The 21,002-nt window shown below is 73.1% G+C and carries 18 protein-coding genes and 1 pseudogene; 11 read left to right on the top strand and 8 right to left on the bottom strand.

The window, feature by feature from the left end; genetic code table 11:
- Window positions 1–55: 55 nt before the first annotated feature.
- A complete protein-coding gene (locus ACFXGI_RS00330; protein WP_384700981.1) occupies window positions 56–442 on the bottom strand; it encodes a VOC family protein in 387 nt (128 codons plus the stop codon).
- 154 nt (window positions 443–596) lie between these two features.
- Between ACFXGI_RS00330 and ACFXGI_RS00335 the strand changes: the two genes are divergently transcribed.
- Window positions 597–1,058, top strand: a complete 462-nt coding sequence (locus ACFXGI_RS00335) for a nitroreductase family deazaflavin-dependent oxidoreductase (protein ID WP_384700984.1) — start codon at window positions 597–599, stop codon at window positions 1,056–1,058.
- Window positions 1,059–1,064: 6 nt separating this feature from the next.
- On the opposite strand, the gene ACFXGI_RS00340 is transcribed toward ACFXGI_RS00335, so the two are convergent.
- From ACFXGI_RS00340 to ACFXGI_RS00365, 6 genes and pseudogenes are all read right to left on the bottom strand, one after another.
- On the bottom strand, window positions 1,065–2,636 hold the full coding sequence (locus tag ACFXGI_RS00340) for a phytoene desaturase family protein (protein WP_384700987.1): 1,572 nt from the start codon (window positions 2,634–2,636) through the stop codon (window positions 1,065–1,067).
- Complete coding sequence (locus ACFXGI_RS00345; RefSeq protein ID WP_384700989.1) at window positions 2,633–4,720, bottom strand: tetratricopeptide repeat protein; 2,088 nt, start codon at window positions 4,718–4,720, stop codon at window positions 2,633–2,635. The genes ACFXGI_RS00340 and ACFXGI_RS00345 overlap by 4 nt, the downstream gene beginning before the upstream one ends.
- A 33-nt stretch (window positions 4,721–4,753) precedes the next feature.
- Window positions 4,754–5,676 (bottom strand): annotated as a pseudogene (locus tag ACFXGI_RS00350) (oxygenase MpaB family protein).
- Window positions 5,677–5,771: 95 nt separating this feature from the next.
- Window positions 5,772–6,137 (bottom strand): hypothetical protein, encoded by a 366-nt coding sequence (locus ACFXGI_RS00355; RefSeq protein ID WP_384700992.1) that lies wholly within the window; start codon window positions 6,135–6,137, stop codon window positions 5,772–5,774.
- Window positions 6,138–6,320: 183 nt separating this feature from the next.
- Window positions 6,321–7,478 carry an agmatine deiminase family protein gene (locus ACFXGI_RS00360; RefSeq protein WP_384700995.1) on the bottom strand — a complete coding sequence of 386 codons (1,158 nt, stop codon included), beginning with the start codon at window positions 7,476–7,478 and terminating at the stop codon, window positions 6,321–6,323.
- Window positions 7,479–7,544: 66 nt separating this feature from the next.
- Window positions 7,545–9,194, bottom strand: a complete 1,650-nt coding sequence (locus ACFXGI_RS00365) for a protein kinase (RefSeq protein WP_384700998.1) — start codon at window positions 9,192–9,194, stop codon at window positions 7,545–7,547.
- Between the two features lie 155 nt (window positions 9,195–9,349).
- Here ACFXGI_RS00365 and ACFXGI_RS00370 point away from each other — a divergent pair, with 155 nt between their 5' ends.
- The 4 genes from ACFXGI_RS00370 (at window position 9,350) to ACFXGI_RS00385 (ending at window position 13,687) form a co-directional block, all read left to right on the top strand.
- A complete protein-coding gene (locus ACFXGI_RS00370; protein WP_384701805.1) occupies window positions 9,350–9,913 on the top strand; it encodes a TetR/AcrR family transcriptional regulator in 564 nt (187 codons plus the stop codon).
- A gap of 118 nt (window positions 9,914–10,031) precedes the next feature.
- Window positions 10,032–11,198: an agmatine/peptidylarginine deiminase gene (locus ACFXGI_RS00375; RefSeq protein WP_384701001.1), complete on the top strand. Its 1,167-nt coding sequence runs from the start codon at window positions 10,032–10,034 to the stop codon at window positions 11,196–11,198.
- Window positions 11,199–11,225: 27 nt separating this feature from the next.
- The gene (gene ureA, locus ACFXGI_RS00380; protein ID WP_384701004.1) at window positions 11,226–11,927 is read left to right on the top strand and encodes an urease subunit gamma; all 702 of its coding nucleotides are present in this window, start codon (window positions 11,226–11,228) and stop codon (window positions 11,925–11,927) included.
- The gene (locus ACFXGI_RS00385; RefSeq protein WP_384701006.1) at window positions 11,924–13,687 is read left to right on the top strand and encodes an urease subunit alpha; all 1,764 of its coding nucleotides are present in this window, start codon (window positions 11,924–11,926) and stop codon (window positions 13,685–13,687) included. The genes ureA and ACFXGI_RS00385 overlap by 4 nt, the downstream gene beginning before the upstream one ends.
- A gap of 36 nt (window positions 13,688–13,723) precedes the next feature.
- On the opposite strand, the gene ACFXGI_RS00390 is transcribed toward ACFXGI_RS00385, so the two are convergent.
- Window positions 13,724–14,296 (bottom strand): TetR/AcrR family transcriptional regulator, encoded by a 573-nt coding sequence (locus ACFXGI_RS00390; RefSeq protein ID WP_384701009.1) that lies wholly within the window; start codon window positions 14,294–14,296, stop codon window positions 13,724–13,726.
- A gap of 273 nt (window positions 14,297–14,569) precedes the next feature.
- On the opposite strand from ACFXGI_RS00390, the gene ACFXGI_RS00395 reads away from it, so the two are divergent.
- From ACFXGI_RS00395 to ACFXGI_RS00420, 6 genes are read left to right on the top strand one after another with little or no spacing between them, the layout of a single operon-like run.
- Entirely contained in the window at window positions 14,570–15,592 is a 1,023-nt protein-coding gene (locus ACFXGI_RS00395) for an agmatine/peptidylarginine deiminase (RefSeq protein ID WP_384701012.1), read from the top strand.
- A 27-nt stretch (window positions 15,593–15,619) separates the two neighbouring features.
- Window positions 15,620–17,305 (top strand): ABC transporter substrate-binding protein, encoded by a 1,686-nt coding sequence (locus ACFXGI_RS00400; RefSeq protein WP_384701015.1) that lies wholly within the window; start codon window positions 15,620–15,622, stop codon window positions 17,303–17,305.
- Window positions 17,302–18,261 carry an ABC transporter permease gene (locus tag ACFXGI_RS00405; RefSeq protein WP_363127066.1) on the top strand — a complete coding sequence of 320 codons (960 nt, stop codon included), beginning with the start codon at window positions 17,302–17,304 and terminating at the stop codon, window positions 18,259–18,261. The genes ACFXGI_RS00400 and ACFXGI_RS00405 overlap by 4 nt, the downstream gene beginning before the upstream one ends.
- A complete protein-coding gene (locus ACFXGI_RS00410) occupies window positions 18,258–19,115 on the top strand; it encodes an ABC transporter permease (protein ID WP_384701019.1) in 858 nt (285 codons plus the stop codon). The genes ACFXGI_RS00405 and ACFXGI_RS00410 overlap by 4 nt, the downstream gene beginning before the upstream one ends.
- The gene (locus ACFXGI_RS00415; RefSeq protein ID WP_384701022.1) at window positions 19,112–20,197 is read left to right on the top strand and encodes an ABC transporter ATP-binding protein; all 1,086 of its coding nucleotides are present in this window, start codon (window positions 19,112–19,114) and stop codon (window positions 20,195–20,197) included. The genes ACFXGI_RS00410 and ACFXGI_RS00415 overlap by 4 nt, the downstream gene beginning before the upstream one ends.
- Window positions 20,194–20,991 (top strand): ABC transporter ATP-binding protein, encoded by a 798-nt coding sequence (locus ACFXGI_RS00420; RefSeq protein ID WP_384701026.1) that lies wholly within the window; start codon window positions 20,194–20,196, stop codon window positions 20,989–20,991. Before ACFXGI_RS00415 ends, ACFXGI_RS00420 begins: the two co-directional genes overlap by 4 nt.
- Window positions 20,992–21,002 lie beyond the last annotated feature (11 nt).

A 21,002-nucleotide genomic window follows, 5' to 3' on the forward strand; every position in this document is an offset into this window, starting at 1 on the left:
GTACGGCCGCTCCAGGGGCGGCGGCGGCCGCGTCAGGGCCGCCGCCGCGGCCGAGTCAAGCCTCGCGGACCAGGCAGAACGGGTGGCCCGCGGGGTCCGCGAAGACGCGCCAGTCGTCGGGGACGGCGCCGGTGCGGGCATCCAGCAGCTCCGCGCCGCAGGCCAGCACCTGCTCCTGCGCCCGGTCCAGGTCCGCCACCGCGAAGTCCAGGTGGAACTGCTGCGGATGGGCGGGGTCCGGCCAGCGCGGCGGCCCGTGGTCCGCGACCCGCTGGAAGGCGAGCACCTGGCCCGACGGGACGTGCAGCGTCGCCCAGTGCTCGTCGACCGTCCAGCGCGGGTCCGGCCGGTTGACGCTCCCGCCCAGCACCTCCCGGTAGAACTCGGCAAGCCGCAGCGGATCCGGACAGTCCAGCACCACACACTGAAGTTCGGCGATCATGGCCCGATCCTAGAGCGCCTCCCGGCGCCGGGACAGGCGCCGGGAGGGCGCCGAGGGCATAAAACCGTGCCCGACGCTGTTGGCGCTCGTTGAGTTTCGTTGAGTGTTCAACCCCCCCCTCAGGCAGCTCGAAAGCGAAGGCAGGTACAGGCACATGGCGACCACCGACATCGACTGGGACCACCCGAAGGACCCCCGGCAGGGCACCTGGCAGCTCGACCACGTCAAGCAGTACGTCGCATCGAACGGGGCCGAGGGCCACCACTGGAACGGCACCCAGACCCTGCTGCTCACCACCGTGGGCCGGGTCTCCGGCAGCGCCGTGCGCACCCCGCTCATCTACGGCGAGGCCGACGGCCGCTACCTCATCGTCGCGTCCAAGGGCGGCGACCCCGAGCACCCGCTCTGGTACAAGAACCTGACGGCCCACCCCGAGGTCCGCATCCAGGTCGGCCCGAAGGTGCTCCAGGGCACGGCCCGTACGGCGACCCCCGAGGAGCGCGCCGCGTACTGGCCCGTGATGGTGAAGCACTGGGCCGACTACGACGAGTACCAGAGCAAGACGGACCGCGAGATCCCGATCGTCGTCATCGAGCCCGCCGGGCCCGCCGCGTAACCGAGGTCAGTGCCCCAGGACGGCCATCGCCGCATTGTGGCCGGGGACCCCGCTGACGCCGCCTCCGCGCACGGCGCCCGCGCCGCACAGCAGGACGTTGGCGTACGGGGTCCCCACGCCCCAGCGGCCCGCGGCGCCCTGGTCTTGCGCGTACGGCCACGACAGGTCCCGGTGGAAGATGTGCCCGCCGGGCAGCCGCAGTTCGCGCTCCAGGTCGAGCGGGGTCTTCGCCTCGATGCACGGCCGCCCGTCCGCGTCGAAGGCCAGGCAGTCGGTGATCGGCTCCGCGAGGTGCGCGTCCAGCTGCGCGAGCGTGCCGGTCAGCAGCACCTCGCGCGCGCCGTGGTTGTCCTTCTCGAACAGCCGGGCCGGGGTGTGCAGTCCGAACAGGGTCAGTGTCTGGTACCCCTGCGCCACGAGCTCCGGCCCGAGGATCGAGGGGTCGGTCAGCGAGTGGCAGTAGATCTCCGAGGGCGGTACGGACGGCAGTTCCCCGGCGGCCGCCTCGGCATGGGCCCGGGCCAGCTCCGCGTACCCCTCGGCGATGTGGAACGTCCCGCCGAAGGCCTCGCGCGGATCCACCGAGGTGTCCCGCAGCCGCGGCAGCCGGCGCAGCAGCATGTTGACCTTGAGCTGCGCCCCCTCGGGAGCCGGCTCCGGCGCCGCCGCCTCCCCCAGCAGTTCGCCCAGGGCCCGCGGCGAGGCGTTGACGAGCACCGTCCGCCCGACGACCCGGCCCTCCCCCGTCGCCGTACGGAACGTCACCTCGGCCGGCGCCCGCCCGTCCGTCTCGATGCGGAGCACCTCGTGCCCGGTCGCGATCTCGGCACCGGCCGCCCTGGCCGCCGCGGCCAGCGCATCGGTGAGGGCGCCCATCCCGCCGACCGGAACGTCCCAGTCCCCCGTGCCGCCGCCGATGACGTGGTAAAGGAAGCAGCGGTTCTGTACGAGCGAGGCCTCGTGCGCGTCCGCGAAAGTGCCGATCAGGGCGTCCGTGAGCACCACGCCCCGCACCAGGTCGTCGGCGAAGTGCTCCTCGACGGCCCGCCCCAGGGGCTCCTCGAACAGCATCCGCCAGGCCGCCTCGTCGTCGATCCGGGCCCGCAGCTCCGCCCGCGTGGGCAACGGCTCGGTCAGCGTCGGGAACACCTTCTCGGCGAGCCGCCCGGTCCGCCCGTAGAAGGCCCGCCAGCTCTCGTACTCCCGCTCCGAGCCGGTCAGCCGTGCGAACGACTCCCGGGTGCGGGACTCTCCGCCGCCGACGAGGAGCCCGCCGGCCCGCCCGTCCCGCTCGACCGGCGTGTACGAGGACACCGTGCGCTTGCGGACGGCGAACTCCAGCCCCAGATCGCGCACGATCTTCGCCGGGAGCAGCGAGACGAGGTACGAGTAGCGCGAGAGCCGGGCGTCGACCCCCGCGAAGGGGCGGGTGGAGATCGCGGCGCCGCCGGTGTTCCCGAGCCGCTCCAGGACCAGCACCGAACGGCCCGCCCGGGCCAGGTACGCGGCGGCGACCAGTCCGTTGTGCCCGCCGCCCACGATCACGTCGTCGTATACATCGTGCCCGAAGCTCGTCATGGCTCTTGGTAACACACCTGCCCGAGCCGCTCCAGACAGTGTGCTTCGTCGGCGTGGGCCGCCACCGTGTCCGGATGGTCGTCGCCGAGGGAGCGCTCGCGGATGCCGGAGAGCTCCCGGTAGACGGGCAGGGCCTCGTCCCAGCGGCCCAGCCGTCCCAGCCCGACGGCGAGTTCACGCCGGCTGACGAGGGTGTCGGGGTGTTCGGCGCCGAGCGCCTTGGCCCGGGCCCCGGCCACCTGCCGGGCCTCGGCCACGGCCTCCTCCCAGCGCTCCAGCCGGCCCAGGTTGACGCCGAGGACGTGCCGGGCGCGCAGCGTCTCGGGGTCGCAGGCACCGTAGGCGCGGGTGCGGTCGCGGACCAGGCCCCGGAACAGGTCCAGGGCCTGGGCGGCGTGGCCGGTGCGGCCGAGCGCGATGCCGGCCTCGTAGCGGGCGGCGAGGGTGTCCGGATGGTCCCGGCCGAGCACCCGTTCCCGCACGGCGGCGACGTGGCGGAACCCGTCGAGGGCCTCCTGCCAGCGGTCCAGACGGCCCAGCGCGTACGCGGCCTCGTACCGGGTCAGCAGCGTGTCCGGGTGCTCGGCGCCCAGGACGGCCGCCCGGTCGGCGGCGACCTCGGCGGCGGTGCGGTGGGCGTCCGCGAACCGGCCCAGCGCCCCGAGTTCACACGCGAGGTTATGGCGGCAGCGCAGCGTGTCGGGGTGGAGCGGACCCATGGCGCGCTCCCGGGCGACGAGCACCGCGCGGTAGACGTCGTGGGCCTCGCGATGGCGTCCGAGCCGGCCCAGTTCGTACGCCGCCTCCTGGCGCGCGGCCAGGGTGTCCGGGTGGTCGGCGCCGAGCGCCCGGGTGCGCCCCGCGACGACGGCTTCGTACACGGCCAGCGCCTCTTCGGGCCGGCCCGCGCGGCTGAGGCCGAACGCCCGGGTGTGGCCGGCGGCGAGTGCGCCGGGACCGGCCCCGTCGAGGCCCACGCCGTCGGAACCCGTCGCGTCCGGGATCCCGTACGGCACGCCGTAGGGCGCGGTGAGCCGCGGGTCCTCGGCCGCCGCGGGGCGCAGGATCCGGTGCTCGCCGCTGGGGCGGCCTGCGGTCCACGAGCCGGTGAGCACGGCCCAGGCGCCGCTCGCGGGGCGGGCCGGGGCGCCCGCTTTGCGGCCCGCGGTCATGCCCTCGGCCCAGGCGGGCAGGGGCGTCTGGGCGCCGGGCAGGCCGCCCGGGCCGACGCGGGCCTCGACGAGCCGCCGGTGCAGGTGGCGGGCGTCGCCGGGGCGGTCCTCGGGACGCTTGGCCAGCAGGTCCAGGACCACCTGCTCGAAGTACTCGGGCAGCTCGGGGCGGTGCTCGCGCAGCGGTACGGGCGCGTTGTCGCGGTGGCCGACCAGCACCGACCAGGAGTCGCCGAGGTCGAAGGGCGGGGCGCCGGTGGCGATCTCGTACAGGACGCAGCCGAGGGAGTAGAGGTCGCTGCGGTGGTCGACCTCGCCGCCCGCGATCTGCTCGGGCGACATGTAGTGCGGGGTGCCCATGGCCATGGCGCCGCCGGTGAGCTTGGCGGTGAAGCCGATGTCGTGGGCGAGGCGGGCGATGCCGAAGTCGCAGATCTTCACCGTGCCGTCGGTGAGCCGCATGATGTTGGCCGGTTTCAGATCGCGGTGGACGACACCCTGGTCGTGGGTGTAGCCGAGGGCGGCGGCGAGCTGTTCGGCGGTGTCGACGACCACGTCCACGGGGAGCGGGCGCGTCTCGTTGTCGTCCAGGAGCTGGCTGAGGTTGCGGCCCTCGAGGAGTTCCATGACGAGGTAGAGGGGGCCGCCGGCGGCGCTGTCGTCGCCGAAGTCGTGCACGACGGTGACCCCGCGGTGCTGGAGGGAGGCGGCGACGCGCGCTTCGCGGCGGAACCGTTCGCGCAGGACCTGGGTGAAGTGGTTGTCCTGCTCGGGCCCGAGGGGCTTGAGACATTTCACCGCGACCTGCCGGCCCAGCGACTCGTCCCGGGCGCGCCACACCTCGCCCATGCCGCCGCGCCCGATCAGATCGAGTGACCGGTAACGGCCCTGGATCAGTCTGGACTCCGCCATGTCTTAAAGCCGCCCCCGTTGTCGTGCTCCGTCCTATGCCCTCCCCGGCCGGTCCAGTATGGCCGCTGGTGTACGCAGTGTGTACGCCGAGGGGCGGCTCCCGGGGCCCATGCGGCGCATCGCTTTCAAGATGTGACCTGGAGGCAGCTGCCACCGCAGACCTGCGGGAATGCTGCGCAGCAGGGTACCGGTGAGGCGCAGGCGACGGGTGATGACCGGTGCCGGCGGCGCCGCCCGCCCGTACAGCCGGTGCGCGTAGCCGGGAGGGAACCGTAGGCCAGTTCCGCGATCGGGCGCCACAGCAGGTTTCGGCCAGGGACGAGGAGGGCAGAGGTGGGCGGGCTCCGCAGGAAGTCGACCACGGCGCGGGCGTCGGGTCCGGCGGCGAGCCCGGGGCGGACCTCGTCGAAGTACGCGGCGAGGGCGGCCGTACCGGCGGGGACATGGGCCGGGTCGAGACCCACCAGGCGGGCGTTGACCCGGTTCTCGTCAACGTACCGGTCGGCCTGTGCGGCGGTGAGGGGGACCCCGGAGCGGCGCAGGACGTGCAGGAAGCTGTCGATCTGCGCGCAGTGCACCCAGAGCAGCAGCTCGGGGTCGTCGACCGAGAACCGCTCTCCGGTGGCGGGGTCGGTCGCGGACAGGCTCCGGTGGATCCGGCGGACGCGGGCGCCGGCGCGCTCGGCGGCCTCGGTGGTGCCGTAGGTGACGGTGCCGACGAAGTCGGCGGTGCGCAGCAGCCGGCCCCAGGCGTCGGAGCGGAAGTCGCTGTTCTCCATGACCCCGCGGACCGCTCGGGGGTGCAGGGCCTGGAGGTAGAGCGCGCGGATTCCGGCGATCCACATGATCGGGTCGCCGTGGCACTGCCAGGTGACGGACGCGGGCCCGTAGAGCCCGGGGTCGGGCCCGGGCCCGAGCGGGGTCGGTGCGGACGCGGTGCCTCGGGTCGCGGCCATTGCCGTACCTCCCGTAACTCCCTTACGGCTCCCGGATTGCCCCTCCGCTCCAGCCTACCGAGGCACGGCGGGCCGGAGCAGGGGTGCGTACCGGGTCAGGGGCAGCGGTCCACCCGCACCTGATTGGCGATCTTGTTGGCCGACACGAAGCCGCGGACGAAGTTCAGGCGGCCGGTGTACGGGTTGTATCCGGGCCCTTCGACGAGGAACCAGCGGTTGGTGCCGTTGGCCCACGCCCCGTCGCGCCAGCAGCGCATGGTCACGGTGACTCCGCCGAAGATGCCGCCGATCAGGGCCTGCGGCGCGAACGGGCTGTCGTACGCGGGCGTCAGGCTGTTGGTCTTGGGCGGATTGGCCGCCCCGGCCGGGGCGGCGGCGGTCAGGGCCAGCGCGGCGCCGGCCGCGCCGACCGCCGCCGCGCGCCCCCAGCGGCCGAGCCGCCGCTCGAGGATGGACTTCACGTGCGTGATCCCCCCTTGCTGTGGTGATGGTGCGGCGCAGGCCGAAAAGCGCCTGCGGGCGACCGATTCTGTCCGCCGCCGACCGGCCTGTCAGGGGGTCGGCCCCCGGCGTGCGGAAGCGCGCCCGCCTCACGCCGCACCACCCCGTACGCCCCCCGGCGTACGGGGTGGTGCGGCGTACGGCTACTCGGCCGCGGGCTTGCCCGGCTGGTCGTGGGTCGAGCAGTGGATGCCGCCACCGCCGGAGGCGATGGTGTCGATCTTCACGGGCACGACCTCCCGGGTGGGGAACTGCTCCTGGAGGATCCCCTTCGCCCGGTCGTCGGCCTTCGCGTCCCCGAACCTGGGCATGAAGACGGCGCCGTTGGCCACGTAGAAGTTCGCGTACGTGGACACGAACGCGTCCCCGCGGCCGGTGATCTTGTCGAGGTCGGGCTGCGGCAGGTCGACGACCTGCAGGCGCTTGCCGCGCGCGTCGGTCGCGTCCTTGAACACGGTCCGCGCCTGATCAGCCGCGCGCGACCACACGTCCGGCGGGGTGCCGGGGAACGCCTGGTCCAGGAGGACGACGCCCGGGGCGGTGAACCGGACGAGGCTGTCCACGTGCGCGTCCGTGATGTCCTGGCCGCGCACCCCGGCGAGCCAGATCACCTTCTTGATTCCGAGGGTGCTCTTGAGCTCGGCCTCGATCCGGTCGCGGCTCTTGCCGGGGTTGCGGTTCTTGTTGACCACCGAGCTCTCGGTGACCAGCAGGGTGCCCTGGCCGTCGGTCTCGAAGGAGCCCCCCTCGGCGACGAGCGGAGCCTGCACGCGCTCGATCCCGTACTTGGCGAGCAGGACGCGGCCGACCTGGGCGTCGTTGCCGTGCTCCTGCTTGTTGCCCCACCCGCTGAAGTTGAAGTCGATGCCGAGCAGCTTGCCGGGCTCCTCGACGAACACCGGCACGGTGTCCCGCGCCCAGAGGTCGTCCACCGGAACCGGGATCACCTCGACCTCGGAACCGCACGCCTTCTGTGCCGCCGCCTGCTGGTCGGGCCGGGCGAGCATCACGACGGGTTCGTACGCGGCGACAGCGCGGGCCACCCGGGCGATGTCCTCCCGTACCGCCGGCAGCTGCTCGTACCAGACCCGGTCCAGCGCGGGCCAGGACATGAACGTCCGCGCGTGGCTCTCCCACTCGGCGGGGAACCTGCGTCCGGCCGCCGTGACCGTACCCGGGCTCGGCGCGGTCGAGGCGTCGGTTCCGGCATCACCGGAATCGGCCGGGGCGCAGGCACCGGCCCCGAGGGCGAGCACACCGCCGATACCGGCGAAGGCGCGCAGAGCGGAACGACGGGACATGGGAGAAGGGGAGGTCATGGTTCCACTGTGACACTGACTGAATATTCAGTCAATCCGCCGAGCGGGTCATCCGTTGCGCCGGTGGTACTCCACGGAGACCTTCAGCGGGCCGTCACCGGGGACGGCCGTGAGCACGGTCACGATCCCGACGTCCCGGCCGTCCTGGGCGCGTACGCAGAAGGCCCGGCCCGCGCGCAGCGTGGTGAAGGGCAGCGCCGTGACGGGCTGGCTCTCGATGCCCTTGAGGCAGTCGGCGAGCCCCTGCCGGCCGGCCGGCATGACGTAGGCGTCACTGCTCTCGGGGACGTAGAACTCGGTGGCGCTCCGGCCGACGTACCAGGAGGCGGTCTCCTGCGGTACGACCCGGCCCGCCTTGACGTCGAACTCGTAGCTCTGGTCCGGCGAGGTGAGTTCGGTGCCGGTGTGGACGGCGGTGTACCCCGGAGCGGCAGCGGACGGGGTGGGCGGCGAGGTGGAGGCGGGAGTGGCGGCAGGGGTGGAGGCGGGCGCCCCGGCGACGGCCTCGGCCGGATCGGCGGGGTCCTCGTCCCCACCGCCCCCGAAAGAGGGGTCGAGCAGTGCGAAGGCCCCGGCGGCGCCCAGCATCAGGGCGGCAGCGGCCACCGCCGCCGTACGGCCCCGCCCGCGCCCGGACGCCGGAGCCCGTCTGCGGCCGCGCGGCTGCGGCTCCCGCGCGCCCGGGGGGCCCGGGGCCTCGGCGGGGACCGGTTCGCGCGGGGCGGTCAGGGTGAGCGCCGCGTCGAGGGCGGTGGCCGGCGGTACGGGCAGGCCGGCATCGGCATGGCGGCGGAGCTCGGTGGTGACCTGGTGCGGCAGCCAGTCCTCGGCGAAGCGCAGCTCCCCGCCGACCGCGGGGTGGCTGCGCACGGCCTCGATCACCTGGGCGGTGCCCGGCCGGTCCGCCGGGTCCTTGGCCAGGCAGTGCCACAGCAGCGGCCGCAGCCCGGCCGGGACCGCGCCCAGGTCCGCCTCCTCGTGCACCACCCGGTACAGGGCGGTGGATTCGGGGCCCGTGCCGAAGGGCGGCGCGCCCCCGGCCACGTAAGCGGCGAGCGCGCCGAGCGCGAAGACGTCCGTGGCCGGGCCCGCCGGCCGGCCGAGTGCCTGCTCGGGGGCCATGAAGGCGGGCGTGCCCACGCGCAGCCCGGTGCCGGTCAGCGCGCCGGCGTCCGCGGCCCGCGCGATGCCGAAGTCGATGACGCGCGGTCCGTCGGCGGCGATCAGGACGTTGGCGGGCTTCAGGTCGCGGTGGACCACGCCGGCCCGGTGGATCTCCTGGAGCGCCTCGGCGATGCCGGCGACGAGCAGCAGCACGGTGCGCGCGGGCAGCGGGCCGTACGTGTGCACCGCCTGCTGCAGCGAGGGTCCGGGGACATACGTGGTGGCCAGCCACGGGGTGGGGTCGTCGGCTCCCGAGTCGACGACCTGGGCGGTGTAGAGCCCGTGGATGCGCTGCGCGCTGGCCACCTCCTGGGCGAACCTGCGGCGGAACTCGGGATCGCCCGCGAGCTCGGGCCGGACCACCTTCAGCGCCACCGGGCGGCCGCCCGGGGTGTAGGCGAGGTAGACGCGGCCCATCCCGCCGGCGCCGAGCCGCGCGACCACGCGGTAGCCGCCCACCTCGCGCGGATCGTCGGCGGCGGGCGCCAGGAGCTGGTGCGGGGCGGTACCCGGGGGTGGTGGCGATGTGGACATGACGGCTCTCCCGGCGACGAGGGCGGATCGGCGGCTGTGCGGTCGCCCGAACGGCCTCGGATCTTATCCGACTGGAATTTCAGTCAGGAATGGGGTCGTAGGTGTCATGCGCACCCAGGTAGGGTGTCGGCGTGGCGGACCGTCGAACAGCAATCATGGAGGGGGCCGCGCGGGTCATCGCCCGACGCGGCGTGCGCGGCCTGCGCGTGGAGGAGCTCGCCGCCGAGGCGGGCGTGTCCACGGCGTTGATCTACTACCACTTCAAGGACCGCGCCGGGATCCTGCGCGCCACCCTGGAGTTCATCAACGACCGTGCGGGACGGTACACCACGGAGCGGGAGCCGGACGCTCCCCCGCTGGACGCCCAGGGCGAGCTGGAGGAGACCCTCCTCCTCGAATTCCAGGACAGCCCCGAGGTACGGGAGAACAGCACGGCCTGGGGAGAGCTCCGGGCGACGGCCGTCTTCGACCCCGACCTGCGCGAGGACCTGGCCCGCGCCACGCTGGTCTGGGTGCAGGAAGTGGGCGAGCTGCTGGGCCGGGTCCGGCCGATGGCGGGGGCCGCGGCGCTCGCCGGCGCCGCCGAGCGGCTGACCGCCCTGGTCGAGGGCCTGAGCTCGCGCTGGCTGAGCGGGAGCCTGCCCCTGGCGCACGCCCGCGAGCTGATGACCACGGCCATCGCGGCCGAACTCCGGCACCTGGCACAGCCGGGCGGCTGACCGCCCTCCGCGAGCACCCCCCGGCCCTCCCCGGCCACTCTCGGCCCCTGCCTCCGGGCAGGGGCTTCTGTTCACCTCACGTCTTGACTGAATTTTCAGTCAATGACAGAGTCGGGCCATGAGCACCTCCCACGACAACAGCCGCTCCCTCCTCAGCCGCCTCTTCGGCTCCGCCGAGCCCTCCCGCCGGCGCGTCCTCGGCGCCGCGGGGCTCGGAGCCGCGGGTGTGGCCCTCGGCTCGATCGCGGCCGCCCCGCAGCGGGCGAGCGCCGCGATGCCGAGCCGGTGGGTGGACCGGGACGACGTACCGCATGCGCGTACGTGGATGTCCTGGCCCTCACGGTCGTCCATCTGGGGCGGCCGGCGCCTCGCCGGGGTTCAGGAGGACATCGCCCTGATCGCCCGGACCGTCGCCCGCTACGAGCCGGTGGTCCTGTGCGCCCCGGACTCCTCCACCGCCGCCAAGGCCCGGTCCCTGTGCGGACCGGGGGTCACGGTCATCGACTCGATCCCCACGGACGACCTCTGGATGCGGGACATCGCACCGGTCTTCCGCCGCGACGGCCGCGGCGGGGTCGACGCCCTCGGCCTCAACTTCAACGGGTGGGGCGACAAGCAGACCCACACCTACGACGCCGACGTCGCGCGGCTCGTCGCGGACGACCTCCGCGTGCCCTTCACCCGGACCGACTTCGTCGGCGAGGGCGGGGCCGTCGAGACCGACGGCGACGGCACCGTGATGGCCACGGAGAGCAGCCTGGTCAACAAGAACCGCAACCGGGGCATGAGCAGGGCCGAGATCGAGGACGCCGTCCTGCGCGCGTACGGCGCGGACAAGATGATCTGGGTCCCCGGCATCAAGGGCAAGGACATCACGGACGACCACATCGACGTGACCTCGCGCTTCATCGGCCCGGGCGTGGTGATGGTGCAGGTCCCGCCCGCCGACCGCGACGACGTCTGGGCCCGGGACGCCCGCGAGCAGTTCTCGATCCTCTCCCGCGCCACGGACGCCCGGGGGCGGAAGCTGAAGGTGATCCGGGTGGAGGGCCCCGACACGGTCCGGTCGAAGGACTCCCAGTTCGTCGACTCCTACCTCAACTTCCACGTCGTCAACGGTGCGGTCGTCACGGCCCAGTTCGGGGACGCGGTCAAGGACGCCGCCGCCCTGCGCGCCCTGTCGGAGGCCTTCCCCGGGCGGGCGGTCGTCCAGATCGACGTCGACCGGCTGATGGCGGGCGGCGGCGGCATCCACTGCTCCACGATGCACGAGCCGCTCCCGTAAGACCTCCGAGCACGGAAACGAGGCAGTATGCGACTGACACCGACCGAGCGGGACCGGCTGCTGATCTTCACCGCGGCGGAACTGGCCCGCGCCCGGCGCCGCCGGGGCGTGAAGCTCAACGTTCCCGAAGCGACCGCGCTGATCACGGACACCGTGTGCGAGGCGGCCCGGGACGGCCGCCGCCTGGCCGAGGCGATCGAGGCCGGGCGCCGCGTCCTCGACGCCGACGACGTACTTCCCGGCGTACCCGACGTGGTCACCGGCCTCCAGGTCGAGGCGGTGTTCGACGACGGGACGCGGCTCTGCGTGATCGACGACCCGTTCGGGCAGCGGGGTTCGCTCGGCCTCGCCGCCCCCGGTGCCACCCTCCCCGGGGGCGGCGAGGGCTACCAGAGCACCGAACCGACGCTGCGACTGCCGGTGCGCAATACCGCGACGGTGCCGATCAGCGTGTCCTCGCACTTCCACTTCTTCGAGGCCAACCCCCGCCTCGCCTTCGACCGCGCGGCGGCGTACGGCATGCGGCTCGCCGTCCCGGCCGGTTCCACGGTCCGCTTCGATTCCGGATCCACCGTCTTCGTCGAGCTCGCGCCGATCGGCGGGGCACGCGTGGCCATCGGTTTCGCCGGACTCGTCGACGGCCCCCTGGACGCGCCCGGCGCCCGCGAGGCTGCGCTGGCCAAGGCCCGGGCCACGGGTTACCTCACCGCATACCAGGAGCAGGCATGAGTGGCAGCATCTTCGACGCGGCGGGCTGCCACGGCCGGCCCGGCGCGGCCCCGTCCGACGGCACGGACCCCTACGACTACGTGGCCGTGCACGGGCCGCGGGCCGGGGACCGGGTACGGCTGGGAGACTCGGGCCTCATCGTGCGCGTCGAGTCCGACTCCCAGCGGCCCGGCGACGAGTTCCTGGCCGGCTTCGGCAAGACCGCCCGCGACGGACTGCACCTGAAGGCCGCCGCCGTCCGCGAGACCTGCGACCTGGTCATCAGCAACGTGCTGGTCATCGACGCCGTCCTCGGCATACGCAAGACCAGCATCGGCATCCGCGAGGGCCGCATCGCCTCCATCGGACGGGCGGGGAACCCCGACACGCTGGACGGTGTCGAGGTCGTGGTCGGCACCGGGACGACCATCGTCTCCGGCGAGGGGATGATCGCCACCGCCGGCGCCGTCGACACGCACGTCCACCTGCTCTCGCCCCGGATCATGGAGGCCTCGCTGGCCTCCGGTGTCACCACGATCATCGGCCAGGAGTTCGGCCCGGTCTGGGCGGTCGGCGTCAACTCCCCCTGGGCGCTGCGCCACGCGTTCAACGCCTTCGACGCGTGGCCCGTCAACATCGGCTTCCTGGCCCGCGGTTCCTCCTCCGATCAGGCCCCTCTGGTCGAGGCCCTGGCCGAGGGCGGCGCCTCCGGCTTCAAGGTGCACGAGGACATGGGCGCGCACACCCGCGCCCTGGACACCGCGCTGCGGGTGGCCGAGGAACACGACGTCCAGGTCGCCCTGCACACCGACGGGTTGAACGAGTGCCTGTCCGTGGAGGACACCCTGCGCGTCCTGGACGGGCGTACGATCCACGCCTTCCACATCGAGGGGTGCGGCGGCGGCCACGTGCCCAACGTACTGAAGATGGCGGGCGTGCCGAACGTCATCGGCTCCTCCACCAACCCCACCCTCCCCTTCGGCCGCGACGCGCTGGCCGAGCACTTCGGCATGATCGTCTCGGCGCACGACCTCAAGGTCGACCTGCCCGGCGACGCCGCGATGGCCCGCGACCGCATCCGTGCCGGGACGATGGGAGCCGAGGACGTCCTGCACGACCTCGGGGTCATCGGCATCACCTCCTCCGACGCCCAGGGCATGGGCCGCGCCGGCGAGACGGTGCGCCGTACGTTCGCCATGGCCGGGAAGATGAAGGGCGAGCTCGGCCCCCTGGACGGCGAGGGCTCGTACGGCACGGCGGAGAGCGGGGACGACAACGAGCGCGTCCTGCGCTACATGGCCAAGCTGACCATCAACCCGGCCATCGCCCACGGCTTCGCGCACGAGGTCGGCTCGATCGAGGTCGGCAAGCTCGCGGACATCGTCCTGTGGTGGCCGCAGTACTTCGGCGCCAAGCCGCAGCTGGTCCTCAAGGCCGGCTTCCCGGCGTACGGGGTGACCGGCGATCCGAACGCCTCCACCGACCGCTGCGAACCGCTGGTCCTCGGACCGCAGTTCGGAGCGCACGGGGCCACCGCCGCCGACATCTCCGTCGCGTTCGTCGCGGAGGCCGCCGTGCAGAACGGCGATCAGATGCCCACGCGCCGGCGCCGCGTGGCGGTCCGCGGGACCCGGGGCATCGGGCCGGGGAACATGCTGCGCAACGCCCGTACCGGCACGGTCGACGTGCACCCCGGCACGGGCCTGGTCTCGCTCGACGGCGAGCCCCTCGTCTCGGCGCCCGCCGATTCGGTCTCGCTCGGCCGCCTCTACTTCCTGTAGCCGGCTGCTGCGAACTCAGCGGCGGGCCCCTCCGGCTCAGCGGCGGTCCAGTTCCACCTCGATGGCGTCCATGAGCAGCCGGCGTGCGTGCTCCAGGGGCAGTGAGCCGCTGAGCCAGCGGACGCTGAGGCCTTCGAGGAGGGCCGTCAGCCGCTCGGCCGCGGCCGCGTGCGCCGGGGCCGTGCCCATTGGCCGGGCGTGCGCGAGCAGGTCGGCGATCTCGTGCACCCAGGTGTGCGTGGCCTTGGCCACGTCCTCCCGCAGGTCGGCGTCGAAGACGGCGCTGGCCCTGAGCTCTCCCCACGCGGTGCTGTTCTCCCGGACTTCCGGGGTGTCCTGGAGTTCGAGGAGCAGCACCTGCGCGAGCTCGGTCCGCGGGTCGACCCAGTCCTGGCCCGGATCGCGCTCCGCCGTGTAGCGGTCGGCGCGGTCGCTGATGAACTCCAGGGTCCGGCGCAGGATCCCGGCGCGATCGGTGAAGTGGTAGTAGATCAGCGAGGTGGACACCCCCGCTTCGGCGGCGAGCTCTCCCACGCGCAGTCCGCGCACGCCGCGGCGCGCGATCACTCGCGTGGCGGCCCTGAGTATTTCCGTTCGACGGTCTGACACGAGGTGTCACTCTACCCGCCGAGCCGGTCACATGGGGCCATTTCCTGATCGGACAGTCAGGTACTTTCCCAGCCCGGCGGCCCACCATACCCGCTGGTCAAACACCTGGACTTGCGGTGCATCACAGCACCGCAGCGCCCGCGAACCCTTCGCAGGGCGCACGACTGGCCGAATCGACGAGTACTTGGCCAGAAGCATTGACTGAATTTTCAGTACGGAGGAGGATGCGGGGCACACGCCCCCTCCCCTCCCTTTTCACACACAGGAGCGACCATGACGGATTTCCGGATGCCGGCCGAGTGGACCGAGCACGAGGGCTGCCTGATGGCCTGGCCGACGCGTCAGGAACTGTGGGGTGAGGTCTTCGACGAGGTGAAGGCGGAGTACGCGCAGGTCGCCGGCGCCATCGCGCAGTTCGAGCCCGTGACCATGGTGGCCCTGCCCGGCGCCGGCGCCGAGGCCCGTGAGCGGTGCGGGGAGGGCGTCACGGTCGTGGAACTGCCGCTGGACGACTCCTGGTTCCGGGACTCCGGGCCGATCTTCGTGCTCGGGCCCGACGGACGGCGTGCGGGGCTGGACTTCCGCTTCAACGCCTGGGGCGGCAAGCACCACCCGTACGACACCGACGACAAGATAGCGGCCGCCCTGCTGGAGCACCTCGGCGTGGAGCGCGTCGCCTCCCCGATGATCCTCGAGGGCGGCGCGATCACCGTGGACGGCGAGGGAACGCTGATCACCACCGAGCAGTGCCTGCTGCACCCCAACCGCAACCCGGGGATGAGCAAGGAGGAGATCGAGGCCGAGCTGATCGCCCGCCTCGGCGTCACCAAGGTGATCTGGCTGCCGTACGGCGGTCTGCTGGACACCGAGACCGACGGGCACGTGGACGGGGTCTGCGCGTTCGTCGCCCCCGGCAAGGTGGTCGTCCAGCTGCCGAGCGACCCGGAGCACCCGGACCACGAGCGGATGCGCGTCAACCGCGCCGTCCTGGAGGAGGCCACCGACGCCGCCGGGCGCCGCCTGGAGATCGTCGACCTGCCGCAGAGCGCCTTCGTCGAGGTGGCCGGCCGGGAGACCGAGGTCGGCTACCTGAACTTCTACATCGCCAACGGCGGGGTCGTCGTCCCGGTCGCGGGGGTCCCCGAGGACGAGGGGGCGCTCGCCGTCATCGCGGCCGCGCTGCCCGGCCGCAAGGTCGTCGGCGTCCGCTCCCGCGTGATCGCGTACGGGGGCGGCGGCGTCCACTGCATCACCCAGCAGGTGCCGTCCCCGGTGCCCGTCGCCACCTCCCGCTGAGCGTCGAGCAAGGAAGAGAGAGCACCGATGCCGAGATCCCTCCCCTGGTCCGGAACCCACCGGTCCGCACGCCGGTCCGCACGCCGGTCCGCACGCCGGTACGCGCTCCCCGTCGCGGCCCTCGCCGCCGTCTCCCTGGTCGCCGCCTGCTCCGGCCCGCCCAAGGACGGCCCGGCCCCCGGGAGCGCCGCGTTCAAGCTCTCCGCGGGCACCCCGGCCGCCGCCGGCGAGCTGGACTCCTTCACCTGGGCCCTGTACGCCGAACCGCCCACGCTCGACTACGTCTCCGCCTTCGACTACCCGCAGAACACCATCGTCTCCAACGTCTGCGAGTCCCTGATGCGGTGGATGCCGCAGCTCACCGTGGCTCCGGGCCTGGCCGAGAAGGCGACCAACCCCGACCCGAACACCTGGGTCTACGACCTCCGCGCGGGCGTCGCGTTCCACGACGGCGGTGTGATGACCGCCGACGACGTGGTCTTCAGCCTCGGCCGGCAGGCCGACCCGGAGGGCGGGTCGGCCTGGAACAGCAACTTCGCCAACGTCGAGTCGATCACCAAGACGGGACCGCTCCAGGTCACGGTCAAGCTGAAGCAGCCCGATTCGCAGTTCCCCCAGTACATGGCGACCGCCGCCGGAGTCGTCGCCTCCAAGGCCGGCGTCGAGAAGGCGGGCAAGGACTACGGCACCTCGGGCAGCCTGGACTGCACCGGCCCCTTCAAGCTGGGCACCTGGAACAAGGGCCAGTCGATCGAGCTCCAGCGTTTCGACGGCTACTGGGGCACCAGGGCGAAGTCGGCGAAGGCGGTCTTCACCTTCCTGACCGACCCGTCCGCCCGTACCAACGCGATGCTGAACGGCGAGGCCGACGGCGGCTACCTGATCCCCACCGAGAGCTACGACCGGCTGAGCAGGAGCGGCGTGGGCACCCTCTACTTCGGCGAGGGACTCAGCACGGTCAACGTCAACGTCACCAGCATGAAGGGGGCGCTCGGCGACGTACGCGTGCGCCGGGCGCTGTCCATGGCACTGGACCGCCGCGGGTTCGTCAAGGCGGGCCTGGCCGGAGCGGGCACCGCCACCAACTCCCTCACCACCAGGGCCGTCTGGGCCGCGGCCCCCGAAGACGTGCGCAAGGCCGCCTTCGACGGTCTGCCGTCGCCCGAGCAGAACATCGAACAGGCCAAGGCGCTGATCAAGGAGGCCGGTGCCACCGGCAAGACGGTGACCATCGCCACCAGCGCCATCGGCCAGGACGTGTCGCTGCTGGCCACCGCGGTCCAGGCCGCCGGCAGCAGGATCGGGCTCGACGTCCGGCTGAAGACCATCGCCCCGAACGCCTTCACCGCCCTGTTCACCGACCCCCAGGCGCGCGAGGGCCTGGACATGTTCCCCGAGACGTACTACGACTCCATCACCGACCCGATGGACCTGCTGAGCAACTTCCAGACCGGGGCGTTCCAGAACTACGCCGGCTACAGCGACCCGGCCTACGACGACCTCGTCGCCAAGGCCCGCGCGGAGTACGACCCGGCCCGCCGGACGGCGACGGCCGCCCAGCTGCAGAAGAAGGCCGCCGACGAGGTCCTGTGGATCCCCGTGGCCGAATGGCCCACGGCGGTCTTCCTGAACAAGAGGATCACCGGGGCGCCCACCACCATCTCGTACCTGTACTCCCCGTGGGCCGCCGACGTCGGGGCGGCCACGCGATGAGTTTCCTGAGATTCGCCCTGCGGCGGCTGGCCGAGATGGCGGCCACCCTGTTCGGCGCCTCGTTCGTCATCTTCGGCGCCATGTACCTGGCGCCCGGCAATCCGGCGAGCTTCCTGCTCGCCGGGCGGTCGGCCTCCCCGGAGGCGCTGCGGGCGATCAACGCCCAGTACCACCTGGACGAGCCGTTCGCGGTGCAGTACCTGCGCTGGCTCGGCCAGGTGGTCCAGGGCGACTTCGGGCGCTCGATCACGTACCGCACCGACGTGTCCCGGCTGCTGGCGGACCGGCTGCCCAGCACCCTGCTGCTGATCTCCATGGCGCTCGTCCTGGTGCTGGCCGCCGGCCTGCTGCTGGGCTGGATCGGCGCGGTGCGCGGCGGCGCCGCCGATTCGACGATCCTCGTCACGACCACGTTCGCGATCGGCACCCCGTCGTTCGTGGCGGCGGTCCTGCTCCAGGGCCTGTTCGCGGTGAAACTGCACTGGTTCCCCACCGGGGGCACGGGCGAGGGCCTCGGCCAGATGCTGTGGCATCTGACACTGCCCGCCGTCGCGCTGGCGCTCTACCTGATCGGGATGCTCGCCCGCGTCACCCGGGCCGCGATGCTCGAAGTCCTCGGCCAGGAGCACGTCACCGTCGCCCGCAGCCGCGGGGTCGCCGCGCACCTGGTGGTCCGGCGGCACGTGTTCCGCAACGCCCTGGGCACCGTGCTCACCACCGGCGGGCTGATCGTGTCCACCCTGCTGGTCACCACCGTCCTGGTGGAGTCCGCCTTCAGCGTGGGCGGCATCGGCCAGCTGCTCGAACTGTCCACCACCACCAAGGACTTCCCCACGGTGCAGGCCATCTCCCTCATCATGGTCGCCCTGTTCATGACCGTGAACCTCCTCGTCGACCTCCTCCATCCGCTGGTCGACCCCCGGGTCGCCCTCGGCCCCCGGAAGCAGGCGGCATGAGCGCCACCACCCTGCTGCGCCGGCCCGGCCTCGCCCGGATCCGGAGCACCCGCGCACCCCTGTCCGCGCTCTGCCTGGGCTTCGTCGCCCTGGTGGTCCTCGCCGCCGTACTCGCCCCCTGGATCGCCCCTTACGATCCGAACGTCGTCGACCTGGGCAACGCCCTGGCCGGGCCGTCCGCCGAGCACCTCCTCGGGGTCGACGCCTCCGGGCGCGACACGCTGTCCCGGCTGGTCCTGGGCGCCCGCACCTCCCTGCTCGGCCCGCTCGGGGTGGTGGTCTTCTCCACCCTGGCCGGGGTGGCCATCGGGACGGCCGCCGCCTGGCGGGGAGGCTGGCTGGACTCCGTCCTGTCGCGCAGCACCGAGCTCGTCTTCGCCTTCCCCGGCATGCTGCTGGCGATCCTGATCGTCTCGGTCTACGGGGAGGGGCTGATGGCCCCGGTCATCGCGCTGGCGATCGCGTACCTCCCGTACGTCAGCCGGCTCACCCGCTCCCTCGTCCTCGCCGAGCGGGAGCGCCCGTACGTGGAGGCCTACCGGGTGCAGGGCCACTCCGGGCTGCAGATCTGCCTGCGCCACGTCGTACCCGGCGTCGCCCCGGTCGTCCTCGCCCAGTCCACGATCAACTTCGGCTACGCCCTGATCGACCTGGCCGGCCTCTCCTTCCTCGGCCTGGGCGTACCCGCCCTGACCCCCGACTGGGGCCGCATGGTCTTCGACGGCAAGACCGCCATCCAGTCCGGCTACCCGCTCTCGGCGATCGTGCCGTGCGCGGCCATCGTCCTGACCGTGGTCGCCTTCAACGTCGTCGGCGAACGCCAGGCCGACAAGGTCGCCAGGAGGGACCGATGAACACCCTCGACACGGGCGCCGCCCCGGACACCCCGGACACCCTGAACACCCTGAACACCCTCGACGTCCGGGGGCTGCGCCTGCGGCTGCCGGACAGTGCCAGGCCCGTACTCGACGGGGTCGACCTCACCGTCGCCGCCCGGGAGACGGTGGCCCTGGTCGGCGAGTCCGGCTCCGGCAAGACCCTCACCTCCCGCAGCGTGCTCGGCCTGCTGCCGGCGGGTGCGCGGGCCCAGGGGTCCGTACGGGTCGTCGGCGACGACGTCCTCACCATGACCGCCGGTCAGCTGCGGGTCCTGCGCACGAGCACCGCGGCCATGATCTTCCAGGACCCCAGGGCCGCCATCAACCCGATGCGCCGCGTCGGCGACTTCCTCACCGAGAGCCTGCGCCTGAACGCCCGGATGAAGAAGGACGCCGCCGAGGCGCGGGCGGTGCGGATGCTGGAGGCCGTCGGCCTCTCGGCGGCCGCCCTGCGGAAGTACCCGGGACAGCTCTCCGGCGGCATGCTGCAACGGGTCATGATCGCGGCCGCGCTCATGGGCGACCCCGCGCTGATCCTCGCCGACGAGCCGACCACGGCCCTGGACGTGACGACGCAGGCGGAGGTGGTGGCGCTCCTCGGCGAGCTGCGCGAGAGCTTCGGCACCGGGCTGCTCTTCGTCACGCACGACCTCGGGCTCGCCGCGGCCATCAGCGACCGGGTGTACGTCATGTACGCGGGCCGGATCGTCGAAACGGGCCCCGCCGAGGAGCTGTTCGCGCGGCCGCGCCACCCGTACACGGCGGCGCTCCTCGATTCGACCCCGCGGCTGGACTCGCCGCGGGGCCGGCTCGCCGCGATCGAGGGCCGCCCGCCGAGCCTGCGCGAGGAGGTGACGGGGTGCCCGTTCGCGGCGCGGTGCGCGTACGCGACCGATCGGTGCGCCCGGGAGGCGCCGGCTCTGCTGCCCCTCGCCGAGGGAGGGGCGGGCGCCGCGGTCGCGGCCGGCCATCTCGCCTCGTGCCACCACAGTGACCAGGTCCGCGGCGCACCGGGCGAGCAGGGCCGGTCCCCCGCCCGAAAGGAGAGCCACCGATGAGGAAGACCGTGCTGGAGGCCGCCGGCCTGCGCCGGGCCTACGGGCCCGTCCAGGCGGTGGACGACGTCTCGTTCCGGCTGACCGAAGGGGGCTCGCTCGGCATCGTCGGCGAATCGGGCTCGGGGAAGACGACCACCGCCCGGATCGTCGTGGGGCTGGAGCACGCGGACTGCGGCCGGATCCTCGTCCACGGGCGGGACCGGGGCGATCGCGTGCGCGGCAAGGCACAACGCCTGGCGCGGGCCCGGGAGGTGCAGATGGTCTTCCAGGACCCGTTCCTGTCCCTGGACCCGCGCACGACCGTGGGCGGCGCGCTCCGCGAGACCCTGCGGCTGCACTTCCCCGGAGCCGACCACGGCCGGCGCGTCGCCGAGTTGCTCGACCAGGTGGGTCTGGGGGCCCGGGAGGCGGACGCGCTGCCACGGCAGCTGTCGGGCGGGCAGCGCCAGCGCGTGGCGATCGCCCGGGCGCTGGCGGTGGAGCCGGCCGTCCTGGTGCTCGACGAGGCGGTGGCCGCGCTGGACGTGTCCGTACAGGCCCAGATCCTCAATCTGCTCTCCGACATCCGTGAACAGACGGGCATCGGCTACCTGTTCATCACCCATGACCTCGGAGTCGTGCGCTGCGTCACCGACGACGTCGTCGTCATGCGGAACGGCCGGATCGTCGAGGCGGGCCCGACCGCGCAGGTCCTCGCCGCGCCGCAGCATCCGTACACCCGGCTGCTGTTGGAGTCGGTGCCCCGGCCGGGCTGGGATCCGCAGGGCATCGCGGCGGCGCGGCGCGCCCTCTGAGGGGGCCTGCG

Origin of the sequence: Streptomyces sp. NPDC059355, from assembly GCF_042752335.1 — a bacterium.
Taxonomy (GTDB): Bacteria; Actinomycetota; Actinomycetes; order Streptomycetales; family Streptomycetaceae; genus Streptomyces.

Coding starts and splice junctions, on each gene's coding strand:
- ACFXGI_RS00330 (WP_384700981.1), bottom strand. CDS start 442: ATGATCGCCGAACTTCAGTGTGTGGTGCTGGACTGTCCGGATCCGCTG.
- ACFXGI_RS00335 (WP_384700984.1), top strand. CDS start 597: ATGGCGACCACCGACATCGACTGGGACCACCCGAAGGACCCCCGGCAG.
- ACFXGI_RS00340 (WP_384700987.1), bottom strand. CDS start 2,636: ATGACGAGCTTCGGGCACGATGTATACGACGACGTGATCGTGGGCGGC.
- ACFXGI_RS00345 (WP_384700989.1), bottom strand. CDS start 4,720: ATGGCGGAGTCCAGACTGATCCAGGGCCGTTACCGGTCACTCGATCTG.
- ACFXGI_RS00360 (WP_384700995.1), bottom strand. CDS start 7,478: ATGTCCCGTCGTTCCGCTCTGCGCGCCTTCGCCGGTATCGGCGGTGTG.
- ACFXGI_RS00365 (WP_384700998.1), bottom strand. CDS start 9,194: ATGTCCACATCGCCACCACCCCCGGGTACCGCCCCGCACCAGCTCCTG.
- ACFXGI_RS00370 (WP_384701805.1), top strand. CDS start 9,350: ATGGAGGGGGCCGCGCGGGTCATCGCCCGACGCGGCGTGCGCGGCCTG.
- ACFXGI_RS00375 (WP_384701001.1), top strand. CDS start 10,032: ATGAGCACCTCCCACGACAACAGCCGCTCCCTCCTCAGCCGCCTCTTC.
- ureA (WP_384701004.1), top strand. CDS start 11,226: ATGCGACTGACACCGACCGAGCGGGACCGGCTGCTGATCTTCACCGCG.
- ACFXGI_RS00385 (WP_384701006.1), top strand. CDS start 11,924: ATGAGTGGCAGCATCTTCGACGCGGCGGGCTGCCACGGCCGGCCCGGC.
- ACFXGI_RS00395 (WP_384701012.1), top strand. CDS start 14,570: ATGACGGATTTCCGGATGCCGGCCGAGTGGACCGAGCACGAGGGCTGC.
- ACFXGI_RS00400 (WP_384701015.1), top strand. CDS start 15,620: ATGCCGAGATCCCTCCCCTGGTCCGGAACCCACCGGTCCGCACGCCGG.
- ACFXGI_RS00405 (WP_363127066.1), top strand. CDS start 17,302: ATGAGTTTCCTGAGATTCGCCCTGCGGCGGCTGGCCGAGATGGCGGCC.
- ACFXGI_RS00410 (WP_384701019.1), top strand. CDS start 18,258: ATGAGCGCCACCACCCTGCTGCGCCGGCCCGGCCTCGCCCGGATCCGG.
- ACFXGI_RS00415 (WP_384701022.1), top strand. CDS start 19,112: ATGAACACCCTCGACACGGGCGCCGCCCCGGACACCCCGGACACCCTG.
- ACFXGI_RS00420 (WP_384701026.1), top strand. CDS start 20,194: ATGAGGAAGACCGTGCTGGAGGCCGCCGGCCTGCGCCGGGCCTACGGG.